The following is an 18358-nucleotide window of genomic DNA, read 5'->3' as shown; positions in this document are numbered from 1 at the left end:
CGTTCCGCACGCTCCAGCGTGGGAATGCCGTTCGTGACGCTCCGCGTCACAGATCTGCACCGCGCCGCAACCTCAAGACCGGACGCAGAACGTCCAGAACGGCATGCGACGCAGAGCGACGCACGATAGTCGGGATTATCGTTCCGCACGCTCCAGCGTGGGAATGCCGTTCGTGATGCTCCGCGTCACAGATTTGCGCCGCGCCATCTGGGCAACGACAGTCGTCAAACGTTTAGGCACTCTCCGTTTGGCGAGCGCGATTTAGTGCAGCGAGGTCGCGAAAGGCAGCGCCCGGGTGCCCCGCTTCCAGGCGCGGTCCTTCGCCGAACAGCTTTTCGCGCAGGGTGCCTTTGGCATATTCGGTCTTGTAGACGCCGCGTTTCTGAAGTTCCGGCACCAGCAGGTCCACCGCATCGATGAACGTTTCATGGGTCAGCGCGTAGGCCAGGTTGAAGCCGTCCACGTCGGTTTCTTCAACCCACTCCTGGAGCAGGTCGGCCACGGTTTCCGGGCTGCCGACAAACAGCGGGCCGAAACCGCCGATACCGACCCAGTCGGCCAGCGCCTGCGGCGTCCACACCGTATTCGGGTCAGCAGTGGAAAAGGTCTCGACTGCCGACTGAATGGCGTTGGTGTGCACATGCCGAAGCGGCTCATCAGGCTTGAACTGGCTGAAGTCGATGCCGGTCCAGCCGGAAATCAACGCAATCGCGCCTTCATAACTGACCCAGCTTTTGTATTCTTCAAACTTGGCCTTGGCCTTGGCGTCCGTTTCACCAAGGATCACCGTCTGCAAGTTGAAAATCAGCACACTGGAGGGGTCACGACCGGCCTCGGCGGTGCGGCGACGGATATCGGCCACGGTCTTTTTCAGTAGAACCTTGGAGGGTGCGGCCACAAAAACGCATTCGGCGTGCTCGGCGGCGAACTGCTTGCCGCGGCTTGAAGCCCCAGCCTGATAGAGCACCGGCGTACGTTGCGGCGACGGCTCGCACAGGTGGATACCCGGCACCTGGAAGTGTTTGCCAACATGACGAATCTCGTGGATCTTGCCGGGGTCACTGAATACCCGACGCTCGCGATCACGCAGAATCGCGCCCTCCTCCCAACTGCCTTCCCAGAGTTTGTAACAAACCTCCAGATACTCCTCGGCATAGTCATAGCGCGCATCGTGCTCGGTAAGGGTTTTCTGCCCCAGGTTCTTCGCGCCGCTCTCCAGATACGACGTGACGATATTCCAGCCTGCGCGGCCCTTGGTCAGGTGATCGAGCGTCGACAGACGTCGGGCAAACGGATAAGGATGTTCGAACGACAGCGACGCGGTCAGGCCGAAGCCCAAATGTTCGGTCACCAGCGCCATGGGCGGGATGAGCTGCAACGGGTCGTTGACCGGCACCTGCGTGGCCTGGCGAATGGCCGCCTCACCGTTACCGCGATAAACATCGTAAATGCCCAGCACGTCGGCAATGAACAACCCATCGAACTTGCCGCGCTCAAGAATTCTGGCCAGATCGGTCCAGTATTCCAGGTCCTTGTACTGCCAGGAGCGATCACGAGGATGAGCCCAGAGGCCAGGCGATTGATGGCCGACGCAGTTCATGTCGAAGGCGTTGAGACGAATCTGACGAGACATACACTTACTCCTGAAGCTGCGGCGGAACCACGCCATTGAGGCGTTGATTGCCGATAACCTGATAGTGCCAGCGCAGCGGTTCACGACCGGTCGGGGCAGGCAATGACAAACGTTTGCCGGTCAGTTCGTACTGAATATTGCCCACCGCCTGCAATGCATCGGCACTGGCGATGACCGCCTCGCTGCTGGCGACAAGGCGCTGCTCGGAAGAGCCATCCAGCCTTTGGGCACGCTCCAGCAGCGCGGCGGCAACCTCCAGACGAATCTGCAGATCTCCGACTTTGCTGATCACATAGGGGTCATCGACAATGCGCTGCAGGTCACTGAGCGGCCATGGCTGAGCGTGCTCACGCAGGTAATCGAGGGTGTCTTGCAAGCCTTCGCGCGCCTGACCAAGGTCTTCGGCGGCGACCTTCAGTTGTGCGGTAATAGCGGGATGCGTCATGGGCGTACTCCTTGATCAGTTCCAGGCATGGCGTGGCGGTGCAATGCCGTTGAGCACCTGATTACCGATCAGGTGATATTTCCAGCGTGCCGGGTCATGCAGGGTGTGGGTGCGCGCATTGCGCCAGTAACGGTCCAGATTGAGTTTGCCCAGCACCGAACGGGTGCCAGCCAGTTCGAACAGCTGGCTGCTGGCGAGCAAGGCAATCTGTGCCGACAGCACCTTGGCCTGCGCGACGATCACTGATGCTTGCGCGACGCTGGCCTCACTGGGTTCGGCCAAGGCATGGTCAATGGCCTGCCCGGCCTTGGCGAGAATCGCGTCGGTGCCATGCAGCCGCCACTGCAAGTCGCCGATGGTGGCGATGCTGAACGGGTCCTGCCAGCCGAAATCCTGCTTGCTGTCGATCCATGGCCGCGCCAGTCGTGCGTGCTTGAGGGTTTCCTCGAAGGCGCCGTGGGCGATGCCGGTGTCCACCGCCGCCTGAATGATCTGCGAAATCGGCCCGTCGGCAGTCGGCTCATCGAAGGCCCGGTGCGCAGGTATCACCGCGCTTGACGGCACGCGGACAGCGTTCAGGACTGCCCCGCCGCTGGCGGTGGTGCGCTGGCCGAAACCGTCCCAGTTGTCGATGATCGTCAGGCCCGGATTGTCGCGCTCGACGAACGCGATGAAGGCCTGATTTTTCTCGTTGACCCCGGCCACTGGCACGATGTGCGCGAACAGCGCGCCGGTGCAGTAAAACTTTTCACCGTCCAGCACCGCGTGCTCGCCATCGAAGCGGATACGGGTCTGGAAGGCTCCGGCGTTCTTGCTTTTCGACTCGGAGAACGCATTACCGAAGCGGTAACCGGCCAGCGCCTTGCCGAAATAGTGGCGCTTCTGCTCCTCGGTACCGGTCTGCAGCAGGATATCGAGCACGCCCAGATGGTTCTGCGGGATCTGCCCGAGCGAAGAGTCGGCGGCAGAAATGATCTTGATCACTTGCGCAACGGTGACGTAGGAAACGCCTGCACCGCCATAGGCTTTGGGCACTGTAATGGCCCACAGTCCGCTGGCGGAAAACTCATCCAGCTCGGCGACCGGCAGACGGCGTTCGCGATCACGCAGCGACGCTTCCTCGGCAAACCGGCTGGCCAGTGCTGTGGCGACTTCGATGGCTTCGGCATCGGAAGCGATGACATGTGCTCTGGGCGGTGCTGCAGGTGGAATTGAGAGTGGGTTACTCATGGGCTGGCTCCTGCTCGTTGGCGACAGGTTGAAAACACTCAACACGCTTGACCTTGAACAGTGCACAGCCCGTGCCGTAAATTATTTTTCTTTTAAAACAGTCGCTTGCATTAGATTTAAGATTCTTGGCGGTGCCCCGCAGAACAAAATGTCCGAACACTGTTGCTGGGCGAACAGCGGGGATTCACGCTTGAGTCGCTGTGCCCAGATAGAAGTTCTGGATATCGTCACTCCCGGCCAGTTCCTGCGCAGTCCCTGAGCCCACCACCCGGCCGTTCTCCAGCACATAACCGAAGTGCGCGTATTCCAGGGTCAGATTGATATTCTGCTCGGCCACCAGCAGGCTCAGCCCCGCCTCGCGATTGAGCCGCGCCAGCGTGTCAAAAATTTCCTCGACTACCTGCGGAGCGAGGCCCATGGAAGGCTCGTCGAGCAGCAGTAAACGAGGCTGGGACATCAATGCCCGGCCGATGGCGACCATCTGCTGTTCACCGCCCGACGTATAGCCGGTCAGCCGTTTACGCAGCAGGCGCAGCCTGGGGAAGTAGCTGTAGACCCTCTCCAGCCTGGCCTTGATTTCGGCCCGTGATGGTCGCGACACAAAAGCGCCGATCAGCAGGTTCTGCTCGACACTCAAGTGGGTGAAGCAGTGTCGACCTTCCAGCACCTGCGCCAGACCGTTTTTGACCAGTGCCGAAGGATCGGAATGGGTGACTGGCAGGCCCTGGTAGTGAATCCGGCCACTGACCACCTCGCCCCGCTCGGCACGCACCAGTCTGGAAATGGCCTTGAGCGTGGTGCTTTTGCCCGCGCCATTGGCCCCCAGCAAGGCCACGATCTGACCCTGCCGAACCTGCAGACTGATCCCGCGCAACGCGAGGATGGATTGCTCGTAGAACACCTCGACCTGCTCCACCGACAGAATGGTTTCGGCAGCGGGCGCAGCATGCGGGATCAGGCTCATCGGGTTTACTGCTCCTTGCTGCAATCGCGCGGGGTAATGCCTTTTTCCTTGGCGTACTGCGCAGCAGATGCCTCGATGATGGGCCGCAACAAGGCACGATCAGCCTGTATCCAGTCGCTGATCAGGTTCCAGCGCTGGCCGTCCCATTGCTGAAAGCGCACCGCACCACCGCCTTCGTGGTCAGCGCACGACAGCTCCAATGGCTGTACCAGCCCTTTGGCACCCAGCGCCTGCAAGCGTGCGTCGTCAAGGTTCAAATGCTCGAACCCCCAGCGCACCTGCTCGCCAGTCAGTGGCTTATTGCCGAATCGGGCCTGTGCAATGCGCAGCGCTTCGACATTGAGGATGCCGTTCACCACACCCAGGTTGTAATACACGGTGCCAAAACTTTTGGGGTCGGCCAGGTTGCCCTGCCCCTTGTCGAGCACCGCCGTCTTGATGCCTTGCAGCACCGGGAAGTCGGTCCCGGAGGGGTGCGTGGTGATAGAAATGAAGCCCTTGGCGGCTGCCCCTGCGGGAATCACGTCTTCCTCGGAATTGCTCCAGATGTTGCCAATGATGTGATCCACCGGAAAGCCAACCTTCTGCGCCGACTTCAGCGCCACCGGATTCATCACCCCCCAACCACGCAGGATCACCCAGTCGGGCTTGAGGCGACGAATGTTCAGCCATTGCGATTGCTGTTCGTTACCGGGGTGCGGTACTTCCAGGGTGGTCAGCTCGAAGCCGTAATTTTTTGCCAGGGTTTCCAGTACACCATTGGTTTCCTTGCCATAAGGCGAGCCGTGATACAGCACCGCGATTTTCTTGCCCTTGAGCGACGCCAGGCCGCCTTCACGCTGACCGATGTAATTGACGATGGCCGACACTTCGGAGTACGGGTTCAACTGCAGCGGAAACACATAGGGAAAGACACTGCCGTCTGTGGAATCAGTGCGTCCGTGGTTGATGGTGATCAGCGGAAGTTTGTCGGCAGTAGAGCGCTCCAGCGTGGCGTAGGCGATGCCGACGGAAAGCGGATTGGTCGCCGCAGCCGGCGCACCGTTAAGCCCGCCCTTGAGACGCTCGTAGCACTCGACGCCCTTCTCCACCACGTATTCGGTTTCGCACTCCGACCAGGTCAACTTGACGCCATTGACCCCACCGTTGGCATTGACGTATTGCAGGTAGTCGATGAAACCACCGAAAAACCCGGTGCCGCCCGCATCATAAGGGCCAACCCGGTAGCTCTGCAGCGGGAAATACTGCTCGTTGGCAGCCTGTGCCGTGGTAGCCAGGCCACACCCCAGCAGGGCCATACCGAGGGCCAGACGCAACAGGGATTTTCGGTGTTTCATAGGCGCATTCCTTGAGGTACACGAGGTTTTTGTGAGTGAGTAACCAGTCAATAGCGCAGCGGCCAGACGCGTGCGCGCTGACGAAAGCGCAGCCAGAGACGCGCCAGCCCTTCGGGCTCCTTGATCAGAAAAGCGATGATCAAGGCGCCGAAAAGCATTTTCTGAATGTTTTCCAGTTGCCCGGAATCGATCAGGCCGACCGGCAACAAGGCGCTGAGGTTGCCGAGCAGAATCGGGAACAGCACGATGAACGCTGCGCCAAGGAAGTTGCCTTGCACACTGCCCAGCCCGCCGATAATGATGATGAACAGAATCTGGAATGACCGGTTCAGGTCAAAACCATGCGGCTCGACCATGCCCAGATAAGCGAACGCCCACAGCGAGCCAGCGACGCCCAGATAGAAACCGCTGATGGCGAATGCCAGAAGTTTGGCCTTGAACAGGCGAATGCCGATTACCGCAGCGGCGGTGTCCATATCGCGCACGGCCATCCAGTTGCGGCCCAGCTCCCCGCGAAGCAGATTTCTCGCCAGCCAGAAAAGCAGCACTACCAGCCCAAGCGTCAACAGGTAGCGGCCTTGCGGCGAGCTGAAATTCACCCCGGCGATGATCAGTGGCGGCGAGGTGATCACGCCCGACGCATTGTCGTTGGTGAACCAGCTGAAGCGGGTCAACACCCACTCGACCACAAACTGTGCGGCGAGTGTCGAAACCAGCAGGTAGAAGCCCTTGATCCGCAGGCTGGGCAGCCCGAACAGCAACGCCACCAGCGCAGACACCAGCCCACCCAGCGCGAAACCGAGCAGCAACGGCATGCCCGGCACGCGCAGTTGCAGGTTATAAGCAGCGAAAGCACCCACCGCCATAAACGCAGCCGAGCCCAGCGATAACTGCCCGGCGTAACCGGTTAACAGGTTCAGCCCCAGCCCCGCCAGCGACAGCACCAGAAACGGAATCAGGATCGCGCTGAACCAGTAATCGTTACCCAGCAACGGCACTGCGATAAAAGCGAATACCAACAGGCTCCACAGTCCGATGCGGTCCTGGCGCAGACGAAACACCCGGCGTTCATCCGCGTAGCTACTCGCCAGTTGTCCGGTTTCTCGATAAAGCATGGCATTGATCCTTGATTAAAGTCAGACGCGCTCTATCGCCCGCTCGCCGAACAGGCCGGCAGGACGAACCAGCAGAAACAACAGCGCCAGCACATACGGCACCCAGTTTTCGATACCGCTGCCGATGATCGGCCCCAGGTAAATCTCGGCCAGCTTCTCGGCTGCGCCGATGATCAGACCGCCGACAATCGCGCCGCCTATCGAGGAAAAACCGCCAATGATCAACACCGGCAGCGCCTTAAGCACCACCAGTGACAGGGAAAACTGCACCCCCAGCCGCGCCCCCCAGAGCAGCCCGGCCACCAGTCCGACAAACCCGGCCACGGCCCAGACCACCGCCCAGATGCGTGGCAAACGGATACCCACGGCCAGCGAGGCCAATGGGTCGTCCGCCACTGCACGCAACGACAGACCGATACGAGTACGGTTGAACAGCAACGACAGGGCAATCACCAGCGCCGCAGCCGTGCCCGCAGCGAACAGGTCGAACTGCGAGAGCAACATGCCGCGAATTTCCAGTGGCTCGTCAGGGATGCCCAGCTCAAGGCCGTGAACCTGCGCCCCCCACAGCGCCTGGGCCAGGCCTTCGATCATGTACGACAGGCCAAGGGTGGCCATGAACAGAATGATCGGTGGACGATTGACCAGTGGGCGCAGAACCATTCTTTCGATCAACAGCGCCAGCACCACCATGCTGGCCAGCGTTGCCAGAAACGCCCAGAAAAATGGCACACCCCGCTCCAGCAGGCTGACAAACGTCAGCGCCGCGAACAGCACCATCGCGCCCTGAGCGAAGTTGAACACCCCCGACGCCTTGTAGATCAGCACAAACCCAATCGCCACCAGCGAGTACATGACACCTGCCAACAGCCCGCCGATCAGCACTTCAAAGAAGAATTCCATGGTTTATGGTTTCCCGACCGAAGACGAACGACGCGTGCCGAGATACGCAGCGATTACCTGAGGGTTGGCGCGAACCTGCGCGGGTGTGCCGTCCCCGATCTTGCGACCGTAATCCAGCACCACCACATGGTCGCTGAGGCCCATCACCACACCGATGTCGTGCTCGATCAGCACCACAGTGACGCCCAGCTCACGATTGATATCGCGGATGAACTGACTCATCTCGTGCTTCTCTTCGGCATTCATTCCGGCCATCGGCTCGTCCAGCAACAGCAGACGCGGTTCCGCCGCCAGGGCGCGGGCCAGTTCGACACGTTTTTGCAGGCCATAGGAAAGTTTGCCCACCAGTGCATGGCGCCACGGGTGGATGCGCAGAAACTCAATCACCCGCTCGGCATGCCGGCGTTGTTCGTCGTCTTCGGCAGGTGCCCGACCGATGCGCAGCATCTGCTCAAGCCAGGTACTGCGCCGTTTGAGATTGCGCCCGGTCAACACGTTGTCCAGCACACTCATGCCCTTGAACAAGGCGATATTCTGAAAAGTACGGGCGATACCGCCCTCGGCCGCCTGGTGCGGACGCATCCGGCGGCGCGTCTGGCCGGCATAAGTGATGGAGCCGCTTTGCGCCTGATACACGCCATTGATGACGTTGAGCAGCGAACTCTTGCCCGCACCATTGGGGCCTATCAATGCGCAGATCTCGCCTGTAGCCACCGAGAAACTGATTGAGGTAACAGCTTTAACCCCTTTGAAAGATAAGGAAATATCTTCAAGTTCCAACAGCGCCACAGGCGCCAGCGCATTCAAGACGGCACACCCAGTAGTGCTGGCGCATGCGGCATATCATCTGCCGGTTCTTGCGGCTGATTGGCCTGGCTCGCTGCCCCCAACCTGATTGGCCTGATACCCAGCGCCGTAAAAAACGCTTCGCTCTGTGGCGTCAGCGCATCCCTGCCAGCAATGGTTTAGCCAGCCGACTCATGCCCAACACGTCCAGCAGCGGGCGGCGAATCAACCAGTAACCCAGCCAGCGCCGCACGGCACCCGGAGCAGGAGCCATCGCCCATTGATAAAGCCGGTGGCTGATGCTGCCTGGCAGCGGCAAGCGCTCCCTGACCCAGAGTTCCAGACGTGCGTAGGACTCGCGAGTGCCCAGCACCAGGGTGGGCCCCAGTTCGCGACGGTCGTTGTCGCGAGTGCCAAGGGCCTCGGGAAAATTCAGGCAAAACCCGGCAACCAGCCAGGGTGCCAACAGATAGCGCGCCTGCCCGCTGGCGGCAAACACTCTGGCGGCCAATGCCTGATCCTGGCTGGAAAGCGCATGCCTTTGCGCCAATTGCCTTGCGTCCGAAAGCAGAACTGCATGACTCAACTGCAGGTCCGGCTGCCAGTCGACAGCGGGAAAGACAAAGGCCGCAGCCCGGCTCTGGCGCGGATCGGCAACGTTGCCAGCCGGTCCGTCCAGCAGTCGGGCATAGTCGATCACCCCGCTGTCATCAGCCTCAGTCAGGCCGCGCTTGTCCAGCAACACGACGATGCCCGGTGAGGCGACGCGCACCTGGAGAAGCGCTTCCAGCCCGTCGACCACTGCAAACTCCGGGGACTGGCCTGCCAGCCATGCGCGGTTATCCAGCGCCGGGTCGAGCAGGCTGACGCTGCCCCCAAGCCAGTGCGCCGCCAGCGTCAACAACAACAACGCTTCGGCTCGCGCCTCGCTGATAATGAACAGCCTGTCGGCCGGGCCGAACCCGACGCCCTTCAAGGCAGCAGCCAAGCTTCTGACGTCAATGGCCAGCTCGCCCCAGCTACGTTTCTGCCAGATACCGAATTGCTTGTAACGCAAGGCCGTCTGTTCAGGGCGGCTTTGAGCCTGCTGTAGCAGCGCCTGGGGCAATGAGTCGCACATGTTGCGCTTCCGTCGATAAAGAATCGATGAAGCCATAGCAGCGAGCGTGCCAGTCTAACAACCTTATTAGTATCAATAGGTTGCAACGCCTGAATGAGTTTTATCACTGTGCGGTTTGCAGACAAGCTGTTGCGCGGCTGTTGCCCGGACAACAGATGAATCCGCCAATTAAAATAAAATATATAAAAATCAGATAGTTATATTCAGGCATAAAGCATGCAGAGATATGCACGAACCCACCCGGCCCATGTGCCGATCTCTTCGCGTTCAGGAGTACCGCATGACTCAATCAACCGGCTCAAACCCTCTCTCGCTGGGCACCGATTACGAAACTCTGGCCAACCGGTTCCGGCCGATTTTCCGCGAGATCGGCGCTGGCAACGTCGAACGCGAGAAAGCCCGCGCCCTGCCCTATGAACCGATTGCCTGGTTGAAGAAAGCCGGTTTCGGCGCTGTGCGGGTACCCGTCGAATACGGCGGTGCGGGCGCTTCGGTGAGCCAGCTGTTTCAACTGCTGATAGAACTGGCCGAAGCCGACTCGAACATTCCGCAAGCCTTGCGAGCGCATTTCGCCTTTGTCGAGGACCGCTTGAACGCACCACCCGGCACCGACCGTGACACGTGGTTTGCACGCTTCGTGGCCGGGGATCTGGTCGGCAATGGCTGGACCGAGGTCGGTGCAGTGAAAATCGGCGATGTGATAACCAAAGTCAGCCCTCAGGGCGATGGCTTCGTGCTCAACGGCACCAAGTTTTACAGCACCGGTAGCATTTTCGCCGACTGGATCGATGTCTACGCCCAGCGCGCCGACACTGTAGCCGATGTGATTGCGGTGGTGGATGCCAGGCACGCAGGCGTGCGTCACAGTGACGACTGGGACGGGTTTGGCCAGCGCACCACCGGCAGTGGCACCTCGGTGTACGACAATGTGCCGCTGCCTGCCACACATGTCATCCCGTTCGAGCAGCGTTTCAAATACCAGACGGCGTTCTATCAGCTGGTGCTGCTGGCGGTGCTGGCAGGTATTGGCCGAGCCGTCGAACGCGACATCGCGCATGAAGTGCGCGACCGCAAGCGCATCTTCAGCCACGGCAATGCGGGCAGCGTCAGCCAGGACTCACAGGTGCAGCAAGTGGTCGGGCAGATCTCCTCTCAGGTCTACGCCGCCGAAGCGGCCACCCTGCGTTCTGCCGAGCCTTTGCAACGCGCTTATGTGGCACGCTTCGGCAATAATCCACAGCAGGAAAAAGACGCCAACATTGCCGCGGAAATCGAGACTGCCAAGGCGCAGGTCATTGTGTCGGAACTGGTGCTGCGCTCTGCCACCGAGCTGTTCAATGCGCTGGGCGCGTCAGGCGTCAGCGTCAACAAGGCGCTGGATCGCCACTGGCGTAATGCGCGCACAGCGGCATCGCACAATCCGCTGATTTACAAGGCGCGCATTGTCGGTGACTGGCGCATCAATGGTACCGAGCCGCCTTTTGTCTGGCATATCGGCAGCGGTACCGGCAAAGCCTGAGGCGTAAGGTTACGCCGCGTTACGCAACAGGTGGCGACTGGCAAAGCTGAACGCCAGCACCAGAAAGATCAGCACCCCAGTCGCTACCTGCTGCCAATAGAAGTTCCAGCCGATCAACAACAAACCATTGGCGATGACGTTGATGAACAGCACGCCCAATAACGTCCCGACAATGTTGGCACGCCCATGGCGACTCAGCGTCGTGCCGATGAACACCGCGCCAATGGCGTTGATCAGGTAGGCATTGCCCGACATCGGCACGTAGGCGTTGACCGTGGAACTGAGCAGGATACCGGCGACCGCGCAGGCCAGAGCGCTGGCGACAAACACCTGTACGGCGATGCGCCGGGTAGAAAGCCCTGAGTAATACGCCAACTGCGGCTGCGTCCCCAGCGCAAGCATTTCCCGCCCCAAACGGCCACGCGCCAGCACCAGCCCGTAAAACCCTGCCAGCACCCCGACCACCACCAGAGGCAATGGCACGCCCAGAATCAGTACACCGCTAATGCCCGGCAACGCGCCCTGAGCGATGTAGATAGGTTGACCACCGTCGGATAACAGCTGCTGCACGCTGGTGCCGATAAACAATGTACCCAGCGTCGCCAGAAACGGCGAAATACGCAGCCCGGCGATCAGCGTCGCATTAAACGCGCCCGCCGCGCCGCCTGCCAACAAGGCCACCGCGATGGCCGCACCCAGACCGTGGCCGCCATTGAGCGTGACGACAAAGCCGAGGCTGGCAAAGTCCAGCGCTGTTCCCACCGACAGATCGATGCCGCCGGCAGCAACTGCCCAGGTCATACCGACGGCCACAATGGCCAGCAACACAAAATTATTCAGCACCAGGCTCGACAGGTTGCCCCAGCTCAGAAATCCCGGTGCATTGATGGCGAAAAACAGCAGGATGATCAGCACCAACAGCGGCAGGACCGCAGGCAAAAGGCGCGGCAGGAATTTCACCAGTGTTGAAGAAGTGTTCAGGGTCAGCGTATTCATTGTTCACCCTCCCGGCGGCCCAGCGCCCCGGAAAATGCCACCACCAGCAGGATCAGCACGCCTTGAACGCCATTGACCCAGAAATTGGAGATGTTCAGCAATTGAAAGCCATTGATCAGAAAACCCAGCAGCAACGTCGCCAGCAAGGTGCCAGGAATGTTGGCGGTCAGGCGCCGCGAGAACACCACACCGAGAAAGGCAATCGCCACCACTGAAAGCAGCATGTCGCCGGAGCCGGTGGTGCTGCCACTGAAAAATGCAGCAGAGCAGAACGCCGCAATGGCGGCGCAGCCACCGGCAATCAGGTAGCTGGCGAACACATGGCCCTGCAGATTCAGGCCGGCAGCAGTTGCCGCTTGCGGGTATTCACCGATGGCATACAGGCGCAGGCCAAACGCGCTGTGCTGAATCAGCAGCCACAACAGCGCTGCAACACTCAGCAACACCCACGCCAGCGCCGGAATGCCCAGCCAGGCGCCGGAAGCCAGACTGTCCAGCAGCGCGGAATCGGTAGCCAGTACGGTGTTCTGGGTCAGCACCAGCTCCAGACCTGCAATCAAATTCATGCTCGCAAGCGTCGCCAGCAACGGCGGCAAGCGTAATAACACCACTGCCAGACCATTGAGCGCGCCAACCAGCAGACCACAGGCGAGCGTCAAACCAATCGCTTGCCAGGCTTCGAAACCGACGTTGTTCAGACTGCTGTAAACGGCTGCGCACAGACCGAGATTGGCCGCCAGCGAGAGGTCCAGCCCTCCGCTGACAACGTTGGAGCCGCCACCGATAACCACACATGTCAGGCCCAGCGCCAATATGCCCAGCACGGCTGACTGGGCGAACACGTTGCTGATGTTGCCGATGCTGAGAAAGTTGGGCGCGCTGACCGCAAAGCCCAGCAGTATCGCCAGAAATACCAGTAACGAACCGCGCTGTGCCAGCCGTACCAGCCAGCGTTGCGAGGGATCGCCGACCTGAATGACTGATGTTTCAAGCGTGGACATGGCGGGTCTCCTGGAGAGTATTTTTACCGTCATGACGGCTTTCGCTGGCACCGGTGGCGCAGGCCAGCAACTGGTCACTGTCGGTGCTCGACGAATCGAATTCGCCCGCAATACGCCCCCTGTGCAGCACCACAATGCGCTGGGTGATGCCGATCAGTTCCGGCAGGTCCGACGACAGCACCAGCACTGCTGCACCGCCTTCAGCCAGCCGGGCAATCAGCCGGTAGATTTCCACCTTGGCACCAATGTCGACACCCACACTGGGCTCATCCAGCAGGTACAACGTCGAGTGTCGACTCAGCCACTTGGCCAGGGCGACCTTTTGCTGGTTGCCACCGCTGAGCAATTGAACCGCCGCATCATGGCCTGAGGTCTTGATCGCCAGTTCACCGATCAGACGCTGGCTTTCCCTTGACTGCGCAGCACCGTCGAGCAATCCCCAGCGGCTGAAGCGCCCGAGGCTGGCCAGGGTAATGTTCTCCAGCACCGAAAGCACTGGCGCTACGCCATGCGTGCGGCGCTCTTCGGGGACCAGCGCTATACCGTTGCGCACCGCATCACGAGGGGATTTCAGGCCCAACGGCTGACCATTCAACAGCACGTCGCCACGATCCGGCTTGAGCAGCCCGAACAGGCTCTTGAGCAGTTCCTTGGCACCCGAGCCGACCAGCCCGGTCAGGCCCACCACCTCGCCACTTCGCACGCTCAGGTCAACGCCGTTGTAAAAGCGCCCTGCTCCCAGCCCGTTCAATTGAAGCACTGGCGGGCCGGGCTGCGTCTGCGCCCGGAAATATTGCTCACCCACGTCGCGATTGACCATCAGCCGGGCGATCTGCGCGGTGCTGACAAGCGCGGGATCAACCACCGCCACATCGCGTCCATTGCGCAGCACGGTGACCTGATCACACAACGATTCGATTTCCTGCAGGTAGTGGGAGATGTACACAATGGTCAGACCGTCATCGCGCAAGCGCCGGACAATCGCCAACAACCGGTCCACCTCCTGTTTGACCAGTGACACACTCGGCTCGTCGAACACCAGCACCTGCGGTTTGGCCAGCAGTGCGCGAGTGATCTGCAATATCTGTCGCTGCGCGCTGTCCAGATCGCGTACCAGCGCCCCGCTCGGCAGGCGCATGGCAAAATAATCATCCAGCAACCGGGCCGCTTCGCGCTCCTGAGCGCGTCGATCGACGAACAGACCGCGCTTGATTTCCTGCCCGAAAAACAACGCCTCGCCGACGCTGAAGCTGCCCGGCAGCAAGCGCTCCTGATGAATGAAATGCACGCCCGTGGCTTCAATCTGGCGCGGAGTAAAGCTGTCGAACTGCTGGCCATGAATACTCAAGCTGCCCGCATCGGCACGATGAATACCGGCGAGGACCTTGATCAGGGTTGACTTGCCTGCGCCGTTTTCGCCAACCAGCCCATGAATCGTTCCGGCCTCGACCCGCAGGTTGACCCCATCCAGTGCCTGAGTGGCACCAAAGCGCTTACTGATACCCTGCAAGTGCAAGGCCGCCGTTGCCCTCGTAACGTCTGCAATCGCTGCTCTCATGGTCGATCTCCTGCGTCAGTTATCACCCCTGAGTTCCTGCACTTGCGGCAGGTTGGCGGCCGTGGTCAGCAAGGTCGGCACCTGAGTCTCTTTGGGCAGGTCGCGTTGCCCGGCCAGGTAGCGAGCGACGTTCTGCACCGCGGTCTTGCCGATCAGGGCCGGCTGCTGCGCAACCACCGCACCAATCGGCGAGTTCTCAAGGCGCATCAGCTCAAGCACTTCCGGGGTGCCGTCGACGCCATAGGTCTTGATTTCAGTTCTTCCGGCGTCGATCAGTGCCTTGCTGGCACCCAGCTGGGGAATGTCCCAGGCCGCCCAGATCGCAGAAACACTGCCTTTGGGGTACTTGTTAAGCAGTGCCGAGACTTGCGAGTAAGCGTCTTGAACCGTGTTGGGAATGACGTCACGCAACTCCGGCTCGATGATTTTCAGTTCCGGATGATTTTTGAGCGCCAACTTGAGCTGGCCGTAACGAATGGCACACACCGGCACACCATAAAAGCCGTTGAATACCAGCACGTTGCCCTTGCCACCCGCGTCTTTGATCAGTTGCCCGGCCAGTGCCTTGCCGGTGGCAATATTGTCCGAGGTGGTGTTGTTGAGGCTGTATTGCGAAGGTGCATCGATGGTGAATAGTGGAATCCCCGCCTTGCTGATGCGCTTGAGCCAGGGGTCGATAACGCTGAGTGTGCCCAGGGTCTGAATCACCGCGTCGGGTTTTTGCGTAACCACGGTCTGCAGTTGATTGACCAGGTTCTTGTCGTTGCGACCTGCATCAAGCGTTATAGGCGTGCCGCCCAGGCGCTTGACCTCATCCACCTGCGCCTGAAACGTCTTGATATCGAAGTAGTGACTGGTACCGGTCATGCTGATCGCGATGCGCTTGCCCGCCAGCGAAGGTACATCGCTGTCATCGGCATGTGCCGTCGCGACAAGGCTGGTGGCCAACACGGTCAGCGCCAGAGCGCGCCCTAATGCACGCAGGCGGGTTGGCTTAAAAATCGGGACGGCATCAGGCATTCGGGTGGCTCCGCTGGCTCAGGAAAACAATCCTGATCAGCAGTGCACAGGTCATGCCCAAAGCCCTGCGGTTACGCTGGCAACGGCGCAGAGCCTGGCTTGCAGGCTATTGCGCCGAATTGCGTCTAGGCTGATAGCCGACGCTTCAGGCCCAAGGCGGCGAACACATTGTCGATTCGCTGTTGTCCGGGCAACAGCAAGGTCATGCCTGACTGCTCAGCTAAGCTTGAACTGCCTCAGGGTGGTGGTCAGATCATTCGCCAGCTCGGCCAGCGACTGGCTGGCGCTGCCGGTCTGGCCGGTGCGCACTGCCGACTGCGCCGACAAGTCACGGATTCGTACCAGGTTGCGATCCACTTCGCGCGCGACCAGCGCCTGCTCCTCAGAAGCGCTGGCGATCACCGTATTTCGCTCATCGATGACCATGACCGAACTGGCGATACTGGCCAGCACGGCGTTGGCCGACTCGGCCTGCTGTTTGGTACGTTGGGCCTGCTCGGTACTGACTTCAAGCGCCACCAGCGTGCTCTTGGTGCCCTGCTGGATGTGCCCGATCATGGTCTCGATCTCACGGGTCGACTCGCTGGTGCGATGAGCCAGCGCGCGAACTTCGTCCGCAACTACGGCAAAACCCCGCCCGGCATCGCCAGCCCGTGCCGCCTCGATGGCGGCATTGAGGGCCAGCAGGTTGGTTTGCTCGGAGACTGCGCGAATAACATCCAGGACCTTGGTGATATCCAGCGTGCGGGTTGCCAGCGCCTGCGCCTCGACCGACGCGGTGCCGACATTACGGGTCAGTTCAAGGATCGACTGAACGGTTTGATTGAGCTCTTCCTGACCTTCGCGGGCCGACACCGAAGAGGCTTTGGATTCTTCCGAGGTGGCCACCGCATTTCGCGCTACTTCGTCGACCGCCTGGCTCATCTCGGTAACGGCGGTGGCGGCCATTTCTATCTCGCTGTTCTGCACCACAAGGTCAGCGTTGCTGTTGACCATCAGCACACTCATTTGCTCTGTGGCCGAGGCCAATTGGTGAGCGGCATCGCCGACCTGGGTCAGGGTCTGGCTCAGATTGCCGCGCATGCGCTCCATCGATTGCAGCAAAAGGGCCGCTTCATCAGTGCCCTCACGGTTGATTGCGCTGGGACGCAGGTCGCCCGCAGCAATGGTTTCCGAGCTGTGCAGCGCCTGACTGATCGGCACTGCCAGACTTTTGGTCAGGCGCCAGGCGAGCAATACGGTCAGCAACACCGTCAGAAACATAACCCCCTGAGTGACGATCAGGGCGTTTTCATAGACCGACGTCGCTGCAGCGCTGGATTCGGCTTCGGAGTCATCATTGATCTTTTCCAGCTTGCCAAGGGCGGCTTCGATACTTTCCGCCATGGCCTTCATCTCGCCCCAGACGAGCGCCCTTCCGGCCTCTGCCTGATTCTCGTTGATCAGCGTATAGACCTTTTCGGCACGCTCGATGTAGCCCTGATAAGTGCTCTTCAGACCCTCTACGAGCGCGCGCTCTTCATCATCGGTGATCAGCGGGTCGTAGGCCTCTACGGCCTTTTGGAAACCGGCCTTCCTTTCAAGGAACTCGTTGTGAGCCTGAGCTACCTGCGCAAGATCATGCGTGGCAAGCATTTTGGCCACGGTGGTGCGGGTTTTCTCGACCGCCAGGGCAATATCGTCACCCAGCGCAATCCCTGGAAGCGCGTCGTTTTCGATTTCAAGCGATTGCTCACGAATACCGTGCAATTGCTGAATGCTAAAAATACCAAGCCCGAACACCAGCACCACCATCAACGCAAAGCAGGCGGAGGTCCGCGCGGCTATTTTCAGCTGTCTCAGCATGCTCAATCCCCTTCCCGTGGCTGACGAATAAATTAGCACCGTCATTTCTATCGGCTGATCGAGAAAAAGAATGAAGAACGTCGAATCAGAGCCGTGCCACTGCTATTCAGGGCCCACTTCAAGGAAACCTTATGGTAGGTTTCGCGACGCTCGATAACCACGAGATGACGGTCTTTTCAACCTTCAGACTGACTTACTGGAGTTGCCATGAAACATTATTACGCTGCCGCATTACTTGCCCTTGCACTGCCCGGTGCTGCTCACGCTGGCGACGCGCTGGTCAGCTACCCCGCTATCGTCCAGGCGTTGAACACCGGACAGTCGGTCGCTGTGGCGATTGATCTTGGGCAATGCAAGTCTTCGGTCGCGGGTGCCGAGCCGTCCAAAACCAAAGGCGGCAAACGCATCGATGCCTACCGCATCACTCCCGACGGCACCCTCGCGTTCTCGGACAGCCACTTCACCCTCGATCGCGATAACAAGCCCATCGAGCAGTTCATTCGCTACCAGATACGCTCTAATGGCAGTGCCGTATTCAGCATGACGACGCTGAGTGTTCCCGGCTACCAGCAGGTCGGCAATCCGGTGAGTTATGAATGCGCGATCGGCAAAGGACTAAGCTTTTTTGCCAGCCAGTAACGGTCACGCCACAACCAAATGAACCAGACATATATCCGGCGTGGGCGACAGACCGTCCTCACGCCCTTGAAAGTAACGCTTGAATTGCTTATTGGTGGACAATTTCGAGCACTTCAAACCCGATTGATAAACTGAGAATGGTTGAACCCAGTCTGCACGCAAGCAGCCCTGTCAGACTGACCAGTCTCTGGTTATATACATAACCAGCAAAAATGATTTAAACGCCATCACGCCGCCCCGCCAAGTG

15 protein-coding genes and 2 pseudogenes are annotated in these 18358 nt (G+C 60.0%); 2 read left to right on the top strand and 15 right to left on the bottom strand.

Annotation, left to right across the window (positions count from 1 at the left end):
- Nucleotides 1-232: 232 nt before the first annotated feature.
- The 9 genes and pseudogenes from FFH21_RS12615 to FFH21_RS12575 all read right to left on the bottom strand — a co-directional run bounded on the left by FFH21_RS12615 (nucleotide 233) and on the right by FFH21_RS12575 (nucleotide 9533).
- Nucleotides 233-1633 carry an LLM class flavin-dependent oxidoreductase gene (locus tag FFH21_RS12615; RefSeq protein WP_011168535.1) on the bottom strand — a complete coding sequence of 467 codons (1401 nt, stop codon included), beginning with the start codon at nucleotides 1631-1633 and terminating at the stop codon, nucleotides 233-235.
- Nucleotides 1634-1637: 4 nt separating this feature from the next.
- The gene (locus tag FFH21_RS12610; RefSeq protein ID WP_004662493.1) at nucleotides 1638-2078 is read right to left on the bottom strand and encodes an acyl-CoA dehydrogenase family protein; all 441 of its coding nucleotides are present in this window, start codon (nucleotides 2076-2078) and stop codon (nucleotides 1638-1640) included.
- Between the two features lie 15 nt (nucleotides 2079-2093).
- Complete coding sequence (locus FFH21_RS12605) at nucleotides 2094-3308, bottom strand: SfnB family sulfur acquisition oxidoreductase (RefSeq protein ID WP_004662491.1); 1215 nt, start codon at nucleotides 3306-3308, stop codon at nucleotides 2094-2096.
- 184 nt (nucleotides 3309-3492) lie between these two features.
- A complete protein-coding gene (locus FFH21_RS12600; protein WP_004662489.1) occupies nucleotides 3493-4272 on the bottom strand; it encodes an ABC transporter ATP-binding protein in 780 nt (259 codons plus the stop codon).
- Between the two features lie 5 nt (nucleotides 4273-4277).
- On the bottom strand, nucleotides 4278-5609 hold the full coding sequence (locus tag FFH21_RS12595) for an ABC transporter substrate-binding protein (protein WP_011168534.1): 1332 nt from the start codon (nucleotides 5607-5609) through the stop codon (nucleotides 4278-4280).
- A 47-nt stretch (nucleotides 5610-5656) separates the two neighbouring features.
- Nucleotides 5657-6724: a branched-chain amino acid ABC transporter permease gene (locus FFH21_RS12590; protein ID WP_011168533.1), complete on the bottom strand. Its 1068-nt coding sequence runs from the start codon at nucleotides 6722-6724 to the stop codon at nucleotides 5657-5659.
- A 21-nt stretch (nucleotides 6725-6745) separates the two neighbouring features.
- Complete coding sequence (locus FFH21_RS12585) at nucleotides 6746-7627, bottom strand: branched-chain amino acid ABC transporter permease (RefSeq protein ID WP_005733105.1); 882 nt, start codon at nucleotides 7625-7627, stop codon at nucleotides 6746-6748.
- A gap of 3 nt (nucleotides 7628-7630) precedes the next feature.
- Complete coding sequence (locus FFH21_RS12580; RefSeq protein WP_029240831.1) at nucleotides 7631-8425, bottom strand: ABC transporter ATP-binding protein; 795 nt, start codon at nucleotides 8423-8425, stop codon at nucleotides 7631-7633.
- 5 nt (nucleotides 8426-8430) lie between these two features.
- Nucleotides 8431-9533 (bottom strand): annotated as a pseudogene (locus tag FFH21_RS12575) (AMP-binding protein).
- A gap of 280 nt (nucleotides 9534-9813) precedes the next feature.
- On the opposite strand from FFH21_RS12575, the gene FFH21_RS12570 reads away from it, so the two are divergent.
- Nucleotides 9814-11052 (top strand): acyl-CoA dehydrogenase family protein, encoded by a 1239-nt coding sequence (locus FFH21_RS12570; RefSeq protein WP_011168530.1) that lies wholly within the window; start codon nucleotides 9814-9816, stop codon nucleotides 11050-11052.
- A gap of 9 nt (nucleotides 11053-11061) precedes the next feature.
- Here the strand turns inward: FFH21_RS12570 and FFH21_RS12565 are convergent, their stop codons facing one another.
- The 6 genes and pseudogenes from FFH21_RS12565 to FFH21_RS31040 form a co-directional block, all read right to left on the bottom strand.
- Complete coding sequence (locus FFH21_RS12565; protein ID WP_004665242.1) at nucleotides 11062-12048, bottom strand: ABC transporter permease; 987 nt, start codon at nucleotides 12046-12048, stop codon at nucleotides 11062-11064.
- Nucleotides 12045-13049, bottom strand: a complete 1005-nt coding sequence (locus FFH21_RS12560) for an ABC transporter permease (protein WP_004665241.1) — start codon at nucleotides 13047-13049, stop codon at nucleotides 12045-12047. The genes FFH21_RS12565 and FFH21_RS12560 overlap by 4 nt, the downstream gene beginning before the upstream one ends.
- Complete coding sequence (locus FFH21_RS12555; protein ID WP_011168529.1) at nucleotides 13036-14607, bottom strand: sugar ABC transporter ATP-binding protein; 1572 nt, start codon at nucleotides 14605-14607, stop codon at nucleotides 13036-13038. Before FFH21_RS12555 ends, FFH21_RS12560 begins: the two co-directional genes overlap by 14 nt.
- A 15-nt stretch (nucleotides 14608-14622) precedes the next feature.
- A complete protein-coding gene (locus FFH21_RS12550) occupies nucleotides 14623-15627 on the bottom strand; it encodes a sugar ABC transporter substrate-binding protein (protein ID WP_011168528.1) in 1005 nt (334 codons plus the stop codon).
- A gap of 216 nt (nucleotides 15628-15843) precedes the next feature.
- The gene (locus FFH21_RS12540) at nucleotides 15844-17013 is read right to left on the bottom strand and encodes a methyl-accepting chemotaxis protein (protein ID WP_371217801.1); all 1170 of its coding nucleotides are present in this window, start codon (nucleotides 17011-17013) and stop codon (nucleotides 15844-15846) included.
- A pseudogene (locus FFH21_RS31040) lies at nucleotides 16996-17421 on the bottom strand (MCP four helix bundle domain-containing protein); the annotation flags it as partial. The gene FFH21_RS12540 and the pseudogene FFH21_RS31040, both read right to left, overlap by 18 nt.
- 258 nt (nucleotides 17422-17679) lie before the next feature.
- Here FFH21_RS31040 and FFH21_RS12535 point away from each other — a divergent pair.
- On the top strand, nucleotides 17680-18111 hold the full coding sequence (locus FFH21_RS12535) for a VirK family protein (protein WP_004667660.1): 432 nt from the start codon (nucleotides 17680-17682) through the stop codon (nucleotides 18109-18111).
- Nucleotides 18112-18358 lie beyond the last annotated feature (247 nt).

Origin of the sequence: Pseudomonas sp. KBS0707 (assembly GCF_005937945.2) — a bacterium.
Taxonomy (GTDB): Bacteria; Pseudomonadota; Gammaproteobacteria; order Pseudomonadales; family Pseudomonadaceae; genus Aquipseudomonas; species Aquipseudomonas amygdali.
Note: the sequence above shows the minus strand (reverse complement) of the source record. Positions and strands in the feature narration are given on the sequence as shown.